12 protein-coding genes, 1 tRNA gene and 1 pseudogene are annotated in these 19,371 nt (G+C 37.2%); 5 read left to right on the top strand and 9 right to left on the bottom strand.

The genetic code is table 11. The features are described 5' to 3' along the window. Positions 1–188 (bottom strand): hypothetical protein (locus tag F6K54_RS20960; protein WP_293081400.1); only part of this gene is annotated, 188 nt, incomplete at its 3' end. Between the two features lie 69 nt (positions 189–257). On the opposite strand from F6K54_RS20960, the gene F6K54_RS20955 reads away from it, so the two are divergent. Together F6K54_RS20955 and F6K54_RS20950 are read left to right on the top strand one after the other, a co-directional pair. Then, positions 258–1,910, top strand: coding sequence for a dynamin family protein (locus tag F6K54_RS20955; protein WP_293081397.1), 1,653 nt, complete (start codon positions 258–260; stop codon positions 1,908–1,910). An 805-nt stretch (positions 1,911–2,715) separates the two neighbouring features. Beyond that, positions 2,716–2,787 (top strand) — tRNA-Gln (locus F6K54_RS20950). A 945-nt stretch (positions 2,788–3,732) separates the two neighbouring features. Here F6K54_RS20950 and F6K54_RS20945 read toward each other — a convergent pair. Next, positions 3,733–4,362 carry a hypothetical protein gene (locus F6K54_RS20945; protein ID WP_293081394.1) on the bottom strand — a complete coding sequence of 210 codons (630 nt, stop codon included), beginning with the start codon at positions 4,360–4,362 and terminating at the stop codon, positions 3,733–3,735. Between the two features lie 1,112 nt (positions 4,363–5,474). Beyond that, the gene (pyrF, locus tag F6K54_RS20940; RefSeq protein ID WP_293081403.1) at positions 5,475–6,179 is read right to left on the bottom strand and encodes an orotidine-5'-phosphate decarboxylase; all 705 of its coding nucleotides are present in this window, start codon (positions 6,177–6,179) and stop codon (positions 5,475–5,477) included. A gap of 125 nt (positions 6,180–6,304) precedes the next feature. Between pyrF and F6K54_RS20935 the strand changes: the two are divergent. Further along, positions 6,305–7,368 (top strand): annotated as a pseudogene (locus F6K54_RS20935) (RNA-guided endonuclease InsQ/TnpB family protein); the annotation flags it as partial. A gap of 788 nt (positions 7,369–8,156) precedes the next feature. Here F6K54_RS20935 and tyrS read toward each other — a convergent pair. Continuing rightward, the gene (tyrS, locus tag F6K54_RS20930; RefSeq protein ID WP_293081393.1) at positions 8,157–9,371 is read right to left on the bottom strand and encodes a tyrosine--tRNA ligase; all 1,215 of its coding nucleotides are present in this window, start codon (positions 9,369–9,371) and stop codon (positions 8,157–8,159) included. A 438-nt stretch (positions 9,372–9,809) separates the two neighbouring features. Here tyrS and F6K54_RS20925 point away from each other — a divergent pair, with 438 nt between their 5' ends. Continuing rightward, entirely contained in the window at positions 9,810–10,004 is a 195-nt protein-coding gene (locus tag F6K54_RS20925; protein WP_293081391.1) for a hypothetical protein, read from the top strand. Between the two features lie 78 nt (positions 10,005–10,082). Continuing rightward, positions 10,083–12,017: a transglycosylase domain-containing protein gene (locus F6K54_RS20920; RefSeq protein ID WP_293081389.1), complete on the top strand. Its 1,935-nt coding sequence runs from the start codon at positions 10,083–10,085 to the stop codon at positions 12,015–12,017. 152 nt (positions 12,018–12,169) lie between these two features. Here the strand turns inward: F6K54_RS20920 and F6K54_RS20915 are convergent, their stop codons facing one another. From F6K54_RS20915 to F6K54_RS20895, 5 genes are all read right to left on the bottom strand, one after another. Further along, positions 12,170–12,544: a transposase gene (locus tag F6K54_RS20915; RefSeq protein WP_293081401.1), complete on the bottom strand. Its 375-nt coding sequence runs from the start codon at positions 12,542–12,544 to the stop codon at positions 12,170–12,172. 13 nt (positions 12,545–12,557) lie between these two features. Further along, positions 12,558–13,316 carry a transposase gene (locus F6K54_RS20910; protein ID WP_293081387.1) on the bottom strand — a complete coding sequence of 253 codons (759 nt, stop codon included), beginning with the start codon at positions 13,314–13,316 and terminating at the stop codon, positions 12,558–12,560. A 451-nt stretch (positions 13,317–13,767) separates the two neighbouring features. Then, positions 13,768–14,091 carry a DUF1825 family protein gene (locus F6K54_RS20905; protein WP_124142980.1) on the bottom strand — a complete coding sequence of 108 codons (324 nt, stop codon included), beginning with the start codon at positions 14,089–14,091 and terminating at the stop codon, positions 13,768–13,770. Positions 14,092–14,995: 904 nt separating this feature from the next. Then, positions 14,996–15,466 (bottom strand): D-aminoacyl-tRNA deacylase, encoded by a 471-nt coding sequence (gene dtd, locus F6K54_RS20900; protein WP_293081383.1) that lies wholly within the window; start codon positions 15,464–15,466, stop codon positions 14,996–14,998. Positions 15,467–17,106: 1,640 nt separating this feature from the next. Next, positions 17,107–18,246 carry a GTP-binding protein gene (locus F6K54_RS20895; protein ID WP_293081380.1) on the bottom strand — a complete coding sequence of 380 codons (1,140 nt, stop codon included), beginning with the start codon at positions 18,244–18,246 and terminating at the stop codon, positions 17,107–17,109. Positions 18,247–19,371 lie beyond the last annotated feature (1,125 nt).

Genomic DNA, 19,371 nt, shown 5'->3' with positions numbered 1-19,371 from the left:
TCCCCCTCCCCTCCTGGGAGGGGAGGGGGAGACAGGAGAAATGGGAATTTAGATGAGGTAGGAGTAAGAATTGTAAGAATAATTTTTCTGCCATAATCATCCCAAAATACTAGCATACATGAGCTTTTTAGACCGAAAAGCTTGCACTTTTTAAAGGCCAAAATAAGGCTGAAACCAATATCAGTCAATACTTTGAGATTTAATCAGCAAGCCCTAATTAAATAATGTAGTTTGGCTATAAAAAGGATAAGTGAGAATTGCAAACTAATTTTAATAACTTAATTCGCTATTTTAATTCTGCTATCGGAATGTTAGAACTTGAGCCAGATTCTCAATTGAAAAAAGATATAATTTCTATCTGTGAATATCTGAAAAATCCCTCTTTTAAAATTGCTGTTTTTGCTCCGTTCAATTATGGAAAATCTACTTTACTCAATGCTTTTTTAGGTCAAAGAACACTACCCATTGATTTAATTCCTACGACGGGAGCTGCAATTTCTATAAAATATGGCACAGAGTTACAGACTAAAATTAATCTGAAAGATGGAAGTAAAATTTATGAAGCTGGTACGGACATCCTCAAACAATATGCAGTACTAGATAATAACCGTCGAATGAGAGATGATGTGACTTCAGTAGAAGTTTATTGCCCTCATCCTTTCTTGAAAAGAGGAGTTGAGTTTTTAGATTTACCAGGAACAAATGACCGAGAAGCTCAAGATATTTTGGTGCAGGATAAATTGTTAACTGCCGATTTAGTAGTACAGGTTTTAGATGCCAGAAGTTTGATGACTTTAGGAGAGCAAGAAAATCTCAGAGATTGGTTGTGGGAAAGAGGTATTAAGACAGTAGTTTTTGTCGTTAATTTTATGAATTTACTCTCCCAAGATGAACAAAAAGAAGTTAACAATAGAATACGGTTTCTGACAGAAAGTTTTCGCTCAGAACTACCAAATAATATTAGTAATTTATACCGAGTTGATGCTTTGCCTGCTTTGCGTGGTAGGTTAAAAGGAGATGTTTCTGTGGCACAAACAACAGGTTTAGTAACTTTTGAATCTGCTTTACAAAGTATTGTGGAAACTGATGGAAAAAAGATAGATATTCAATTACCAAGAATACAGGCGATCGCTTCTCAGTTATGTCAAGTAATGGAGGCTAGTGCTAAGGAGGTAACTAAAGAATTAATTGCTATCCAAGAGCGGAAAAGTGAAAAATTTGAGATTCAAAAACGGGCAGAAAAATTAATTACACAAGGCTTTCAAAAAAGTAGTTCAAATTTTCAAAGTTGGCTATATTTAACTAAACTTCTAGAGCGTCATCAATTTGAATTGGCTATAGTTTTAGAACAAAGAACTTTTAATATTTGGGAGTCGGAAAAATTTCGACCAGAAGTTCTTCAATATAAACAAGAAATTACCGAATGGATAGATAAAGCTTGTGAGTTTTTTCAACAAGAAGAACCAGCAGAATTAATTATCACATTTCCTGAAGCTCCTAAAGTTTTTTTACCATCCCCACCCCCATCAGAAACCAAAAAATCAGGAGGGGTAAGAAATATAGCGATCGCCACTGGAATAGGTTGGTTATTAGGAGGTCCGATGGGTGCTGCAGTTGCTGGTGGTGCGACCTATTTTTTGAGGGATAATCAACAGAATAAATCACAAAATTTAGATAGTTATCAGCAGCAGGTAAAACAAGCTTATGCTAATGCTGCTAGAGATTATTTAAGTCGTTTTAGTGCTATAGCTTTAAAAGCAGTTGAAGAATATGAAGAAAAGGCAGAAAAAGTGATTAAGGTTCCGGTTAGTCAGCAGTCACCGGAGGCAATTAAGTTAAGAAGTAAATTACAGTTATTGAATAATTTATCAGCAGAAATCAATCAAGAATTAGAATTCTTAGCTGGTTGAGACATAAGAAAGGGAATTATGACTTCTGACTTCTGCCTTCTGCCTTCTGCCTTTTGCCTTCGTTATATTAATATAAAGTCCCGTTTAAAAATCGTTTCCGTTGTGACGTTCTCCTACATCAAATCAAAGATTATGATGTAGGCTTCCCCACCTCACGGACGCGGGCTTTCTGTTTTGCTGGCGCAACGCTGGGCGTTACATGTCGCGGAGCGAAACAAAGGGAGTGCAACCACTTAACCCTCCACAGACACCAGATGATGAGACCCACCGCCTTTTTGTACTAAACAATTCTGTACTCCGATACGCTTCCTCAAGAGTTTTACCTTTTCACGGGTTGACGCTTAACTTCACCAATTGAGCCCCATACTCTATGTCGTTTTCGAGCGTGCTGTTATCAGGTGCGTATTACCGCTACCCCTGATTTAGTCACCAATAACACAAAAAGCACACAATGCAAGAAACTAAGTGGACGCTACGCGGTTTATTTGTTGGTCGGCAATTCCCCTCCCGTTAACATTCGTATAACGGGAGACCCCTTGCCGACATCAAAGTTGGAGATCGGCCGTACTACCTTTCCTGGGAGGGTTAGGGCTGAGTTGTCTCCTGACTCCTTTTATACTACATTTTGTAATTTAAATGTAGGTTTTAGGCTGAAGTGCTGAAGCGCTGAAGCGCTGATAGCTAGTTAATAACTTGGCTTCTTTAAATAACATTAAATCCTCAAAATTCAAAATTTCAAGATTATTCAAAAAAATCCTTGACAAATCCCTAGATATAAGTGTTAATATAGTAACTGTTGACGAATTGGGGCGTCGCCAAGCGGTAAGGCAGCTGGTTTTGGTCCAGCCATTCGGAGGTTCGAATCCTTCCGCCCCAGTAATAAAGCTACGTTTATCGTAACTAAAGAGAATAGTAATCTCTATATAATATGACTAAACTGGGGCTACATTTGCTTTTTTCTATCTAGGGCTTGCTGATTAAATCTCAAAGCATTGACATATTAAAGACAAGTGCCTTTTTGGGGCCTTTAAAAAGTGCGCCTGTTTCAGCTGTTCATGCTCATGCATGGAGCATATTTTAGGCGCATAGTTGGGCAGAAAAATTATTCTTACAATTCTTACTCCTACTTCCTCTAAGTACCCCTACCCCTAACTCCTGTCTCCTGTCTTCTACCCTCACCCATAAGACTTTTGAGCGCAAACCCTATCTATATTTAAGATAGAACCTGAGTGGAGTGTCTAGGGCGATTTTGACTTCGCCCCACAGGATAAGACTGTGGTCAGTTAATAAGAATAAAACGTAGAAAGACTAGGTTTTAACCAGTCCTGAAACAACCTTATTAGAATCTCCTGAGCTTAAGCAAGGAGAGTATTCAATCTGTTATAGATAACAAATCGCCTAGATAACTAAACGCTTTCTTCCTTTTACTATATTAGGGTTTGCTGATTAAATACCAAAGCATTGACATATAAAGGTTGAGCGCATTTTTTGCTCTAAAAAAGTGCCAGCTTTTCGGCTCAAAGAGCTGCATAAAGCTAGTATTTTTGGACAATTATGGCAGAAAAATCACTCTTACAATTTTTCCGACTACCTCCTCTATAATTCCCATTTCTCCTGTCTCCTGTCTCCTGTCTACTGTCTCCTGTCTCCTACAACTACTAAAAGACTTTCCATACGCAAACCCTATATTATTGAGTGCGTCTCAATTTTGAATAAAGCCAAAAAATTATCGCTTTTAGGCAACAGGGAATAGGAAATAGAGAATAGGGAATATATAGGAAGAAAGTATTTTTGCAAATATGAGATGCACTCATATCATTCCTCATTCTGTCTCCTGACTCCTATCTTCAAAATAACATTTTTCTAACCAAACTCTAATACCTCTAGCAAATACTCCATTACTACTATCTTCTGGTTGTGGTGGTAAATTTCCTGGGAAACTTTCTTCTATAGAAAACATATTAACTAACTCCCATTGTCTCTGACTTTTCTTCAGAAATAACCAATGAAATTTTTGTAATTCAACTACCTGACTATCTCGATATTGCCTTTCTAAAGTTGTCAGAAAAATTTGATTAATATCCTCCTGAAAAAAAGGCATATCATCTATTGGTAAAGGTTCAAACTCAGGACGGCCTGCTATAACTATATTCCGTTCTAAATAATCTTCATTTGATTGGCGATCGCGTTGAATTTCACGATTAACATAACCAGGTAAATCTAATATTAAATCTGCGGCTATAATTTCTAAATCCTCAGAATTTTCTGGGCAAGTAGATTTTTGTTTCGGAGGCTCAGTTGATTCTATTTTTTCTATTTCTATTCTAGGTCTTCTAGGTCGTCTTTTTCTGACCATCAAATAATTGTCAATCGTCAAAAATAGGGAATTAGGTAAAGATAAATCGTCACTAACTGTACTAATAATCGTGATTATAGAAATGAATATTTTCAAATAAAATAGCATTCGCCTCTAGGATTTTCAGATTGATATTTCCATTTCCCTGAAAGTTATCATGTCTGAAAAATATTTACTGTTCAGCAGTTTTTTCCAAAAATTTAATAAGTTTGAGGATTTGAGAATTTCCTAACGGTAATTAATCGCGACTGTTGTAGCAAGCAATATTTTAAATAATTGGTATGAGGATGAGGAATAGCTTAGAATTGACATACTCTCCGGCCTAAAGGCGCGGAGATTCTCCTGAAACCAGGATTCTTGGTTTGCTGACGCAAGGCTACGCCAACAACGAGTCCACTTAAATTAAACACCTTGCAGCATCTAACCCAGAGATGGTTCTCACGCCTGCGCGTTTACTCTATTCCAAGAGCCTGTGGACCTATGCCCTACGGTACAGTTCAAACCTAAAAAACTTTGGTTCTCTGATACTTGTTGCTTAGAGCAATTCCTAAGTACAAGCATTCCTGTACAAAACCCCATAACTCTTCTCTTGGTCAGCATTCCCTTGCGCCTAACGGCGACGCGGGGTCTGACCGCAGTTTTCAAGGTGCAAACGCTACAAGGAACGGTAGCTATAGGTTTTTAGAGCGGTTGAATACCTTTCCGCTTTTTAAGTATGACATAAAGTCCCCCTTTTAGGGCTATCCCTTACCCATAACTCCTGAAACCCTTGTGCGGACGGGGAGACACGGAGAGGGGGAGACACGGAGAAAAAATCATAGTATCTAAGTAAAAATATTTAAAATTTCACAGATAAATGTGCTTTTTCATACATTTTTCTCCCAAAAAAGCCGAACTAAGACTTACCCATAATTTGTCAGTTTTGTCAAGTTTTATGTTAAGAAATATGTGGGTAAAGCATAGCTAAAAGGGGGAGGCTTTAAACCCAATTTTTCGGTAAAGGTAATTTATCATTTTATGAAGCTCAAAAAAAATCGAAAGATATTTAGCCTTGCATTCTGCCAAAAATTTTGATAGTATATAATTATTGGGAGGTGTTCGCACCTACGCATGACTTTTTGTTCAACCTAAATATAGTACTATTTATCTGAAGTGATGTTTGAAACAATCGAGCATCAAACATAGCAATATTTTTAGTAAAACGCCCTTTAAATTTCCTGACAAATGCGCTCCAAAGCCCCTTTCGGGTAAGCAGCAGCAGTAATAGGTCGGCCAATAACAAGATAATCAGCACCAGCCTTAATAGCCTGACGAGGAGTAAGCGATCGCTTCTGGTCTCCTTTCTCCGCCCAAGTTGGTCTCACTCCCGGACAAACCAACAAAAAATCATTCCCACAAACTCGTCTTAACTGTTCCACCTCTTGAGGAGAACAAACCGCCCCACCTAAACCAGATTCCTGAGCCAACAAAGCCATCTGCAAAGCATACTCTGGCAACTCCAGAGGAATTTTCAGGTCAAAAGCCACATCACGAGAAGTCAAACTGGTCAAAATAGTAATAGCAATTAACCTCGGTGGGTTTTGTCCTGTAACTTTTGCCCCTTCCACAACAGCTTCTTGAGCAGCAGTCAAAGCCACTCTGCCAGCAGTAGCATGGATAGTCAATAAATCGACACCATAAGTAGCAGCAGCTCGACAAGCTCCAGCAACAGTATTAGGAATATCGTGAAACTTTAAATCCAAAAAAATCCGCTTCTGACGTTCCTTGAGAATTGAGATAATTTTTGGGCCACAACTAACAAACAATTCTAGACCAACCTTCCACCAGATTATTTCCGGTAATTTGTCTATCAGAGCGATCGCTGCTACCTCAGTCGGAACATCCAACGGAACGATAATTTTATTAATACTCATCACTTTCGTTACCGAAAAAAATGGGTTTAAAGCCCTGTCCTTTCAGGACGGCTTTTTTGCCAAGTTAGTTGTCATTTTCTGGCTTTTAATGCTACAACATTATCGTAGGTAAAAACAATCAAACCATGCTGGTTTATGAGATGAAATTAGAAGGAGAAAAAGTCCAATACGAAAAGCTGGATGAGGCTATTCGTACCGGACGTTTTGTCCGCAATAGCATCATCAAAGCATGGATTGACGGGCAGGTTAAGAGTCGTAGTGATGCCTACAAATACTGTAAAATCTTAGCAGATAATATAAATTTTCCCTGGGCAAAAAAGCTGAATTCAATGGCAAGACAAGCTCATGCTGAGAGGGCTTGGGCAGCTATTGAAAGATTCTACAAAAACTGTAAAGCTAAAGTGCCTGGTAAAAAAGGGTATCCTAAGTTTAAAAAGTATCAGGTTAGAGCATCAGTAGAGTACAAAACTTCGACTCCACCAAATTGTCGGAAGATAGACGTTATTTGGTGTTAACTGATAAATTTGAAGCTGGTACTTTTAAACTATGGGGAAGTCGCAACCTTCATTATTATCAACTCAAACAAATTAAACGAGTCAGAATAATTAGAAGGTATGACGGTTATTATGCTCAGTTTTTGATTGACCACACCAGGGAGGAAAAAAAAGAATTAACAGGAAAGCAAACAGGATTAGATGTAGGTTTAAATCGTTTCTACACCGATTCTGAAGGAAAGAAAGTTGATAATCCTCGGTTTTTAAGAAAGGATGAGCTCAAAATCAAAAAGCTACAGAAGCGTTTATCTGGTACTAAAAAAGGTAGTAAAAACAGGATCAAAGCGAGGAATCGGTTAGGTAAAGCGCATCTTAAGGTATCACGCAGACGTAACGATTGGGCTTGTAAACAAGCGCAGCACGTCATCCGGTCTAACGACTTGGTAGCGATAGAAAACCTAAAAGTGCGTAACATGGTTAAAAATCATCATTTGGCCAAATCAATTAATGATGCAGCTTGGTATAAATTCAGGGAATGGTTAGAGTATTTTGGTAGCATTTATGGCATTCCAGTTATTGCAGTTGAGCCATTCAATACTTCTCAAAACTGCTCAAACTGCGGTAAAAAAGTAAGCAAAACTCTAAGCACTAGAACTCATAAATGTCCTCACTGTGGTTATGAAGCAGATAGGGACGTTAGCGTAGCTCCTCCGTAGGAGGCAAATGCCGCAGTTAATACTCTCCAATCTGCTCTCAAGCAACTATCAACTACCCCGGGGCGCGGGGAAAGTAACATCTCTGGAGAGACTGGCCTCTGTCTGGATGGGGAAACCCAAATAGATAAGCCGACTCGACGAAAGAGAAAGTCGAGCATAGTGATATTTAGAATCCTCTTGCCTTTAGGCAGAGGAGAACGTCAAAGTTTTGAGTCATTTCTGCCTAGAGATTTTCCCCTTCATCTGAGTCAGAATTTCTCTTTACTAATTTTTTCAGACCATGAGTCTGAGCAAAAGTATTGATTAATTTTCACTCGTCTATTTTTCGGCAATCAAACAAAAAACTAAGACGTTATAGTTTTGAATAATTTTCACCAAGAAAAATTCCCCTTCATCTGAGTCAGAATTTCTCTTTACCGAAGAATTAATAATTAAATAATTAAATAATTAAATAATTTAGGTTTAAAGCCTCCCCTTTCAAGGGGAAACAAGAAAAAATTTTCCTTTTATTCAATCCTCTTCCTTTTAGGGAGAGGTAATTATCAATTATCCATTATCAATTATCAATTATTGAATAATTTTTTCAGACTTTGAGTCTGAGCAAAAGTATTGATTAATTCTCAGTTATCTATAATTTTCGGCAATCAAACAAAAAACTAAGACGTTATAGTTTTGAATAATTTTCACCAAGAGAAATTCCCCTTCATCTGAGTCAAAATTTCTCTTTACTAATTTTTTCAGACTTTGAGTCTAAACAAAAGTATTAATTAATCCTTCACCAAGCGGACAAAATTTTTCTTACCCACCCGTAGAATCTTACCATCAAGGTCTGCCGGAGAGTCAAAAGTCAAATTCTGGTCTGATATACGGTCGTTATCCAAACGTACAGCTCCCCCGGCAATTTTTTTCCTAGCTTCAGAGCTACTCTTACACAAACCACTAGCACTAACAACATAAAAGAACTTCGCTGGAAACTCCACAGTAGCCAAAGAAAACTCTGGCACTGCCTCAGTTTGACTCATATCTCCCTCAAGCACCACTTTCAAAGCCGTTTGTTGAGCTGACAAAGCAGTTTCCCTACCGTGGTACTGAGACGCAATATCCAAAGCCAACAACTTTTGTCTTTCGCGAGGATTTTCTGGCAATTCATCCAGAGATAAATCAGTCAATAATTCAAAATACTGTTCTATCTGGTCATCAGGAATTTTTTCCAACTTGGAATACATACTCAGAGGGTCTTCCGATAAACCCACATAATTTCCCAGAGACTTAGACATTTTCTGTACCCCATCAGTCCCCAACAAAATCGGCATTAACAGACCAAACTGAGTTTTTTTACCAAAATGCCGTTGTAAATCTCGTCCCACAGCAATATTAAACTTTTGGTCAGTACCCCCCAACTCCACATCAGCATCCACAGCCACAGAATCATAACCTTGCATCAAAGGATAAAGAAACTCATGGATATAGATAGGGCTTTCCTGCTGATAACGAAGAGCAAAACCCTCCTTTGCCAACATCTGCCCCACCGTCATTGTTGCCAAAAGTTCCAGAATATTTGCCAAGTCTAATTTAGAAAGCCATTCTGAGTTGTAGCGAATTTCCAACCGCCCTGGCGTGTCAAAATCCAATATTGGCCGGACTTGCTCTAAATAAGTTTTGGCATTTTCCCGCACCTGCTCGGAAGTTAACTGTTTTCGGACTTCAGATTTCCCTGTAGGGTCGCCAATTCTGGCGGTAAAATCTCCTATGATTAATACTGCTGTATGTCCAGCATCCTGAAATGCCCGGAGTTTGCGAACCGGAATACTATGACCTAAATGGATATCTGCCCCTGTGGGGTCAATTCCTAATTTAACTCGCAAAGGTCGGTCTGAGTTGGCCAATCTTTGAAGTAAGTTTTCATCAGGGTTTGTAGAATCTGGTCTATCTGGAAAAATTTCACTGATACCGCGACGCAGCCATGTAAATTTATCAGTCATTATTTAGTTTGAATTTATTGATATAGCTTGATTGTGAAGTTCTCTCCCGTTAAATCGGAGATTATAACGGGAGACCCCTTGCCGAATCTAGTTGGGAGTTAAATCTCAAGAAACTGATGGTTTAAGTTATTAAGCAACTCTATATTTAGGGCTTGCTGAATAAAGTCTTTTTGCTCTTTGTAGACAGTAGGCAGTAGTTAGAACGTAGAATAAACGGGAATTATAGAGTCAGTGGCCAAAACAATAGTAAGAGTGATTTTTCGGCTTTTGCTTCGGTGAAAATCCTCACTTTTTTAACCAGAACTTCTCAAAAGCTCATACTTTTTCCAGACATAAATTGCCGAAAACCAATATCTGTCAATGCGCGTGATATTTAATCAGCAAGCCCTATTTAGAGTTTTGTTAAGCTAAGACATAGTTTAGATTATACGTTTTCTATTGCCTTTAGCCAAAATTGGACTATATAATTTCAAAGTTAAACCTGTGAGAAATATAAATTTGTTAGTTAATGCCGATTGCAATGGCACAGCTAACATCCTCAAAAAAGTAACGGCAACTTTAAGGTTTTCCCTTAAAGAAGTCAGTAGAGGCAGTTTGATCGTGCCTTTAAGAATCCAGTTTTGGATTGCTTAACAATCCCCTGTGCTTCAGCCAGAGGAATATCAATAGGACTGCTCAAATATGAAATTTCGTCAAGGAAGTTAAATCAAAGTGTCCACCAACGCCCTCCCACATAAGCAAACTACAAAATCTCAGTCTGAAATTTCACCAGTCTTTGAATTTGTTCAATCTGTCAGTAAGGTAACAGCAGGTACTGTACTAGGCATCACCATGCTGACTAGCTCATTAGTAGCTGGTGGACTGGTAGGTTTAGCAATCAGCTTTCGTAATCTTCCGGATGTTCGGGTACTAAAAAATTACACACCTTCAGAAACAACTCATATATATGATGTCAAAGGTAGACCATTGGCAAGTCTCCATGACGAGGCCAACCGAGAAGTAATTCCCCTAAACCAAATTTCTCCAGACTTAAAACGAGCAGTTCTAGCGATCGAGGATAGTAACTTCTACAATCACTACGGAATCTATCCTATCGGAATTATGCGTGCTTTTGTGGCCAACTTAGAGCGGGGTAGAACAGTTGAAGGTGGTTCTACTATTACTATGCAGTTGGTGAAAAATTTGTTTCTCTCCCCAACAGCCAAACTCAGTCGGAAAGTGGCTGAAGCAGTTTTGGCAATTAGGATGGAACAAATTCTCGATAAAAACGAAATTTTAGAATTGTACCTCAATCAAATTTACTGGGGTCATAATCTCTATGGAGTTGAGACTGCAGCAAAAAGCTATTTTAATAAATCCTCCAAAGATTTAACTTTGGCTGAAGCGGCTTTAATGGCAGGTATGATTCCTGCGCCAGAAGAGTATAGTCCATTTATTAATTACCAAAAATCCAAGCAACGTCAGGCCACAGTTTTAGCAAGACTGCGCGAACTTAATTGGATTACTGCTGAAGAGGAAGCAGAGGCTCTCAAGCAACGATTATTAGTGGGTAAAGTTACCTCTTTTCGCCAGAGTGAACTTCCTTATATTACTGAGGCAGTTGTTCAGGAGTTAACTGAGAGGTTTGGTAAAGATGCTGTTCTCAAGGGAGGAATGCGGATACAAACGACCATTGATATGAATTTCCAACGGATGGCCGAAAAAACCGTGACTGAATGGCATCAAATTTTATATTACCGTGGGACTTATCGGAGTTGGGACAAAGGTCAAATGGCATTAGTGGCAGTTGATCCACGCACCCACTTTGTACGGGCAATGGTTGGTGGGGCAGATTTTAAGAGTAGTCAATATAATCGTGCTGTTCAAGCTCGCAGGCAACCAGGTTCTGCTTTTAAGCCTTTTGTTTATTACACTGCTTTTGCTTCGGGTAGATATTCCCCATATTCAATTGTGTCTGATACTCGAGTTAGTTATCCAGATGGTAATGGTTATTACTCTCCTCGAAATTATGGCGGTGGATATTCTGGCTCTGTTAGTATTCGTAAGGCTTTGGAGTCTTCTTTGAATATACCAGCGGTGAAAATTGGTCAATATGTTGGGCTTAATAAGGTAATTGAGGTTTGTCGCATTTTAGGGATTAAGAGTCCGATGGAACCTGTTATTTCTTTACCACTTGGTTCGGTTGATTTGACACCTCTGGAGATGGCGGGTGCTTATGCGACTTTTGCTAATAATGGTTGGCATTCTGATACTACTTTTATTGTACAGGTGACAGATACCAGTGGAAATGTGTTGTTGGATAATACTCCTAAACCTAAGTTGGTTTTAAATCAATGGGCTGTCGCGTCACTTAATAGTGTATTGGTGGGGGTAATTGAACGAGGTACTGCTACTAGAGCTAAGATTGGTCGTCAGGCCGCTGGAAAAACTGGTACGACTTCTTCTGAGCGAGATGTTTGGTTTGTAGGTTATACGCCTCAGTTGGCAACGGCTGTTTGGGTGGGTAATGATGATTATCGGCCTCTGAATTATGGTGCTACTGGTGGTACTACTGTTGCACCGATCTGGCGTGATTTTATGAACCAAGCTTTGAGTGGCCAGCGCCGAGAATATTTTCCTCCAGCATATAAGTTTGATAGGCCTTGACACTCCCGCCGTTAAATCGCTCGATTATAAGGGGGGATTCTTGTTTCTCAGATTCTTAACTAGGTAACAAATCAAACAAGTTGAGTTGTACCCCCGCCAGACCATCTCCACAAGCTTTCTCTTTAAACCGCGTGCCCCACGGCTATTAAACCTCACCCACCCCTCTTGCTCCCCTCCCGGGAGGGGATGGGGGTGGGTGCAGCAGCTATATCACGATTTATTTGATATCCACAGTTGCTGCAATTGTGATTTCTCTGTGAGAGTTTTTTCTTGTTTCTATGCCCACATTTAGGACATTCTTGAGAGGTATAATTCTTATCAACTTTGGCATAATACTTGCCTCGGCTCCAGCAGATATAAGGAAGTATTTCATTAATAAATTGACCGATACCACTGTCATTAGATTGTTTTCTGACAATACCTCTAGACCAAGATTTAAAGTTAATATCTTCAACAAAAATATTGTCTGTTAAATCACAAAGTTGATGAGCTAGTTTGAAATGCCAATCATGTCTAGTATTAGCTATTTTTTCATATAGTCTAGCTATTTTCCATACGAAGTTTTAACCAATTATTTGACCCCTTGTTTTTTTTCTTAAGTCTTCTTTGCAGCAATTTAAGCTCGCGTAGTTTACTCAATAAAAACTTAGGAGATTTGATTAATTTTCCAGTTGAAGTAGCTACAAAACTTTCTATACCTGCATCTATTCCTAATGACTTTTTGCCTACTGGATGATCTGGAGCTGACTCTGATGAAGTAAAAGTAATCATCAAATAATAACCAGTTGCTTTTTTGACTATCCTAGCTTGTTTAGCTTGAAAAGCATTTGGGTATTGCCTACTTTGTCTTATTTTTATCCAACCTAGTTGAGGTAGTTTAACTCTATTATTGCCTAAGCAATTCTTGAGCATTGCAGGAAAAATAAAACTTCTCAATTTTTTCTTAAATCTAGGAAAACCTTTACCAAGGGATTTCATGTCAGAAAATGCTCTATCTAAAGTCTTTAAAGTTTGTTGTAAAACTTGAGCATTAACTGACTTTAATTTAGTATTAGTCTTCTTAGCTATTGTTAGGTTTTTGGCTTGATGATTGTAATTAGGATAAGCTGCATCAGCAGAGATAATATATTCAGAAACAATTGAACAACTATTAATTGGTGACTTTCTTGAATTTAGCCAGTCTTTACGCTCTCTTAAGCCATAGTTATACACGCTTTTACAGATATCAAGAATATGATTAATATCAGATTCCTGTTGCTTATTCGGCTTAAGTTTGTACTGGTAAGTCAAAGTAATCATTGACAATTTATTACTTTCTGAACATACTGATATTTTATTGTAGATTTAGCAACTTGCCAATGGGCGCGAAGAAATAATTTAATGGTAAGATTAACGGATGATGAAAAGTCTAGACTAGAATATTATGCAAGAGTAATACAAGTATCAATGTCGGAAGTAATTCAAGACTGTTGGAAAAACCTGCCAAAGCTACCTAAAATAGGGATTCGCTACCGCTCAATTAATTTTAAGCTGCAATTCATCTCCCGCTAAATCGAAGATTATAACGAGAGTCATCTTGCAACATTTTCAGATAGATTGAAAGTGACTCCCCATTGCTTAAAATAATACCGTCATTCAGCCAAGGAAAGAAAACCGTTTATTCCTATAACTTCAAAAAGTAAATAGTTTTTTCCTAAACTGTTTGAAATAATTTGCTTAAAATATTAAATAATTATTTATATCGATAAAATCAAGACTGTTTTTCTAATTCAGACTTCATTCTTTCTAAAGTAGTGTGCATTTGATCGAACATTTGTTGAGGACTAATGCCAAATTGATTTAACTGAGTTTTAAGTTGTTCCATAGTCATTTGAGCCATGAAATCTTCTGATAATTCAAAGCGCTTCATAAAAATACGGTAGCGCTCCATAATAGATTCCATCTTTTCAATATAAATCTTTTTACCTTCTCGGTCGAACTTACCATAGTCACTTCCTACCTTAATTAAGGATTGATAATCCTCAAATAATTGTTTAGCTTCCTGTTGAACTACTTCTGAATCAAAAAATCCCATAGCTTTCCTTATTTAAAATCTAAAATTATATTAACTAAATTTTTAAGTTTAGAACTACCCTAATTTAACAATTATGATATCAAGATGATACCTGTTTATGAGGTAATTCCATTAGCTATAGTACTATAACATTAATTTTGCCTCGACCATTGAAAAAAAATGGTGTGGAAATACCCCTATCTTGGTTCGTCAACCCGAAATTTTATTTATCCCATTTATATAGAGTTTACATTTAAGTTATGAAAATCCTTTTTAGAAAAAGTAAATAGGCAACAGAGAATTAGGTATAGAGATATTTTTTGTGGTGGAAAAAATAGCTTAATTCATAGAGATTTTATTAAATATTGTGATAATTAGGGTTTGCTTATGGAAGTTTTTTGGTATGAAGTAGGAGTAAACCCACCTCCAGCCCCTCCCAGGAGGGGAAGTCAGGAGGAATGGGAAATTTAGGGGAGTTAGTCGGATATTTTATCCCTTGATTTTTCTGCAATTATTCTGCCTTTTATCCTAATTTTTTGGTCGCTCAAGCTTAAAAAATTACACTTTTTTCGCCCTAAAAATGCACTTACTTTTATCTGTAAATACTTTTAGATTTAATCAGCAAACCCTAATTAATTAGGGCTTGCTGAATAAAGTATTTTTGCTCTTTGTAGGAGACAGGAGACAACCCACCCCTCGCCCCTCCCCCTCCCAGGAGGGGAACAGGAGAAATGGGAATTTAGAAGAGGTAGGAGAAAGAATTGTCCCTTGATTTTTCTACCCAACTATGCGCCTAAAATATGCTCCTTTTTGAGCATGAAGAGCTGAAAACCAGGTACTTTTTTTGACCCCAAAAAGGCACTTGTCTTTATATGTCAATACTTTTAGATTTAATCAGCAAGCCCTAATTATTAATTATTAATTATTAATTATTAATTGTTGAAGTAGCTTCTCTTTCTAACAATAGAGTTACCGGACCATCATTATCAATTTCAACTTCCATCATTGCTCCAAATATACCAGTTTCTACCTTTAAGCAGCTCAATTTTAATCGGTCTACAAATAGCTGGTAAAGTTGTTTAGCAACTTCAGGAGATGCCGCATTATCAAAAGATGGACGACGACCTTTGCGACAGTCTCCATAAAGAGTAAATTGACTAATTATTAACAACTCACCATTTATATCTTTGACTGATTTTTCCCAACGGTTACTATTACTATTTTGGTCAGGAAATAAACGAATATCTAAACATTTACGCACCATCCAATCTATTTCTACTTCTGTATCAGTAGTCGCAATACCTACAAGTAAATTTAATCCTTTGCCAATTTTACCGATAATTTCTCCATTTACTTTTACTTGAGAAAAGTTCACTCTTTGGATCACAACTCGCATAACAAAAAAAGTTAAAGGTTAAAAATAATTTTGTAACCATTCAGCTATTAGCACTCAACTTTTAGATGTTTCATAAATAATGAATATACAGTCTCCATAGTCAAGGTCAGTTTTTTTTCAATACTTTTAATTCTCCTTAGATCTATCAATACTAATTCCTATTAAAAAAGTAATAAATCAATAGCTGATAGCTGATGGCTGAGTGCTGAATGCTTACATAATTTTTTCTTTTGGCAAAGAAGAAACTAGGGAGCAATAATAAATCTAAATTAGTATAATTTACCGAAAAATTGTGGTCTAAAGCCTCCCCTTTTAAAGGGATAAAAAAGAGAATTCCGTATTTTTTTGTCTCCTTATTGCAGAGGTACTGAAGTCCGCAGTTCCTCCGGAGGAGGCTAACTGATAACTGATAACTGAAATGACCTCTCCTTGAAAATAAGAGGATTGACTAAAAGGAAAATTTTTTCTTTTTTATCCTTCAAAGGAGAGGCTTTAAACCCACATTCCGCACCACAAAATGTAGTATACAAGAAGGAGACAGGAGACAGGAGACAGGAGACAGAATTTTAGAAGAAAATTATAGCTACTGTGATTAAGTAATCATGTATAGCAAGTATTTATGCGTAAATTTTTTACTCGGAATTTGATCGACGAAAAAAGTAATTAAGATGATTTGCATAGTATAAATACCTACCAAGGTACGGATTTATATACTACTATTAATGTTACAATCTGAAGTGCGGAATGTAGGTTTAAACCTTAATTATTCGGTAAGGAAGACTTACTATTTTCTACTCTTTTCATAATCTTTTGATTTTGGGTTTAATACCCCGCCATTTACAGGGTGTTGACAAGCTTATTGGGGTTATAAAACAGGAAGTGGTAGGTTGTTGACTATCCCCGTCCATTGGGTTATTCGGTCTTTCCTTCTTTCTTCTTCCTTGTTAAATTAAATAAGTAATAAGTCAGATTAAGGTAAGCATTCAGCCGTCAGCTATCAGCTATGAATTATTAACTCATTATCTTGGAAGAAGGAATTAGTCGTCAAGGAGAATTAAAAGTTATGAATGAAATATTTCTGTCAGCTAACCTTAGTCTTTGCTTGACTCTTTAAAAAGCTGATAGCTGAATGCTAATAGCTGAATGCTTACAGATTAAGTAATGTTTTTAGGCATTATTTCTATAAAGTAAAGATATCTTATTCGTTGTTCTCCTACTCCCTACTCCCTACTCCCTGCTCTCAAGAAGATGTAGCAAAAATGCGTGAATTGGGTATTATTCAGTTAGATTTAGGATTTAGGAAACAAAGAAATTTGTTCATTATTAAACATTAAATTATTTCCTCATTCCTAATTTTTAACTTTTGCTTTTAACTTCACTATAATAATTAGACATCTCCTCCGAAAGAGAGAAGAGGGAACGGGTAACAGAGAGAAATAATTGATAATTTATGGATAATAATTGATTTTATTTGTTTTTTTTGGAGATGTCTATTTTCCTAGGCAAAATCAATGTGCAGCACTTCCTATTCTAGAAAAAGAAGAGAGAAAGTATTTTTTGCTTGTAGGAATTTCAAGTCAAATTTATTACCTTCTTCCTTCTTCCTTCTTCCTTCTTTCTTCTTCCTTCTGAATAACTTTTTAAGCAATAACACAGTCTTCTAATTGCGATCGCAACTTATCATGTTCTAAATTTTGACCAATCAAAACTAACTGATTTTTAGGAGTACCTTTCCACTCATCATCATTAATAGTAAACCGCTTACCACTCAAATGAAAAATATGTCGTAGAGGGCTTTCTTCAAACCACAAAATTCCCTTTGCTCGGAAAATATTTTCAGGCAATTTATTATCCAAAAAATATTGGAATTTCTTAAGAGAAAGAGGCTTGTCACTTTGAAAAGAAATAGAAGTAAAACCATCATTTTCTAAATGGTTGGAATGATGGTGGCCGTGGTCATGGTCGTGATGATGATGGTCATGGTCGTGGTCATGGCCGTGATGATGATGGTCATGGTCATGGTTATGGCCGTGATGATGATGTTCATGGTCATGGTCATGGTCATGGTCATGGTCATGGTCATGGTCATGGCTATGAGCTTCTTCTTCTATTTCAAAATACTTCTCCGACTCAAACAAACCCACACTTAGAATTAACGGCAAAGCTACTTGTGATTGGCTAGTCCTCATAATTCTCGCATCTTTTTTAACATCTCTAATTTTCATTTCTACTAAGTCTAAATTTGTCTTTTCAACTAGGTCAGTTTTATTTAACAAAATAATATCACCATAAACTATTTGACTATATGCTGCCTGACTATTAAACAAATCAAGACTGTAGTTAGCAGCATCGACCAAAGTAATAATTGAATCTAGGCGAGTCATATCTCGTAATTCAGTACCTAAAAAAGTTAAAGCTACTGGTAATGGGTCAGCTACACCAGTAGTTTCTACAACTATATAATCAATTTTGTCTGGTCTTTCTAAAACTTGATAAACAGCATTAACTAAATCTTCATTAATAGTGCAGCAAACACAACCATTACTAAGTTCTACCATTGTGTCATCTCCATTGGCAGAAACAATTAATTCATTATCAATACCAATTTCTCCAAATTCATTGACTAAAACAGCAGTTTTTACACCCTGTTGATTTTGCAATATATGGTTGAGTAAAGTGGTTTTGCCACTACCAAGAAAACCTGTAATTATTGTCACTGGTAAACCATATTTTGGCATATCCATATTTGAGGTATTTGATTGAGTTGTTGTTGATTCCATAATTGTCCTGTTAAGTTACTTTAATGTTTATTGTTGAGCAGAAGTACAACTATTATAGTATCAATTTTCACGCTCTAAAATTGAGGGTATCTTTAACGAAGTCAGAAGTCAGAAGTCAGAAGTCAGAAGTTATTTTTGTAACGGGCATTTGAGAAAAGCTCCAAAAATATTTCGCCTTAAAAGGCGGGGTTGCGCGACCCAATTATTTTGATCGGACAAAATTAAATAAAAGTTATCAGCTTAAACATTTGCAACTTGATTAGACATCTCCAATAATAAAAAATCAATTTAATTCTCCTACATAAATCATTAATTCTTTCTGCCTACTCCCTACTCCCTACTCCCTACTCCCTACTCCCTATTTTCTAGAGATGTCTATTAATTATGAGTTTCTATTACTGAAGATTTATCCTACTGATATGATAGAAATTATCATTGTGTGAAGCACCAGAAGAACCCTGGATGGAAGCTAATAGGATTCTCAAAATCAAAAAAATGTGGTACTATTATGTTATTGGGTAGAATTCGCCCCTACGCATGACTTTTTATTCAACGCAAAAAAGTTGTCGAGGGAAGAAGTATAGAGAAATAGGAGTTTGATTTTAGACTTAGTTAGGGCTTGCTGATTAAATCTAAAAGCATTGACATATAAAGACAAGTGCCTTTTTGGGGCCTTTAAAAAGTACCTGGTATCACGTCTAAAACGCTCAAAAAGTTAGTATTTTAGGCGCATAGTTGGGCATAAAAATTCAGGAACAATTCTTACTCCTAACTTCCTCGCTCATTCCCCGTTCCTCCTGTCTCCCCCTCCTGGGAGGGGGAGGGGCGAGGGGTGGGTTGTCTCCTGTCTCCTGTCTCCTACCCCAGGAAAAAGACTTTCCATACGCAAACCCTAGTCATACAGAAAGCTAGTGGGTAAAAGAAGTGTGAGGAATGTGGGGAGAGGGGGAAGTTTTTAGGGATTTATGGTATAAAAAAGTACATTTTTGTTGAAATTTTATACTGAATAAGAGTAATTATTAATCCCTTTGTTAAAAATATTCCCTCCCCCACTCCCCCACTCCCCCCCTCCCCCACTCCCCCACCCCCCCCCTCCCCCCCTCCCTACTCCCTACTCCCTCTTTT

Source organism: Okeania sp. SIO3B5 (assembly GCF_010692555.1).
Classification (GTDB): domain Bacteria; phylum Cyanobacteriota; class Cyanobacteriia; order Cyanobacteriales; family Microcoleaceae; genus Okeania.
This window is presented reverse-complemented; position numbering and strand designations above follow the sequence as displayed.

Bases quoted from the DNA above. Each gene is read 5' to 3' on its own strand.
- F6K54_RS20905 (WP_124142980.1), bottom strand. From the start codon at position 14,091: ATGGGATTTTTTGATTCAGAAGTAGTTCAACAGGAAGCTAAACAATTA.
- F6K54_RS20895 (WP_293081380.1), bottom strand. From the start codon at position 18,246: ATGGAATCAACAACAACTCAATCAAATACCTCAAATATGGATATGCCA.
- pyrF (WP_293081403.1), bottom strand. From the start codon at position 6,179: ATGAGTATTAATAAAATTATCGTTCCGTTGGATGTTCCGACTGAGGTA.
- F6K54_RS20910 (WP_293081387.1), bottom strand. From the start codon at position 13,316: ATGATTACTTTGACTTACCAGTACAAACTTAAGCCGAATAAGCAACAG.
- tyrS (WP_293081393.1), bottom strand. From the start codon at position 9,371: ATGACTGATAAATTTACATGGCTGCGTCGCGGTATCAGTGAAATTTTT.
- dtd (WP_293081383.1), bottom strand. From the start codon at position 15,466: ATGCGAGTTGTGATCCAAAGAGTGAACTTTTCTCAAGTAAAAGTAAAT.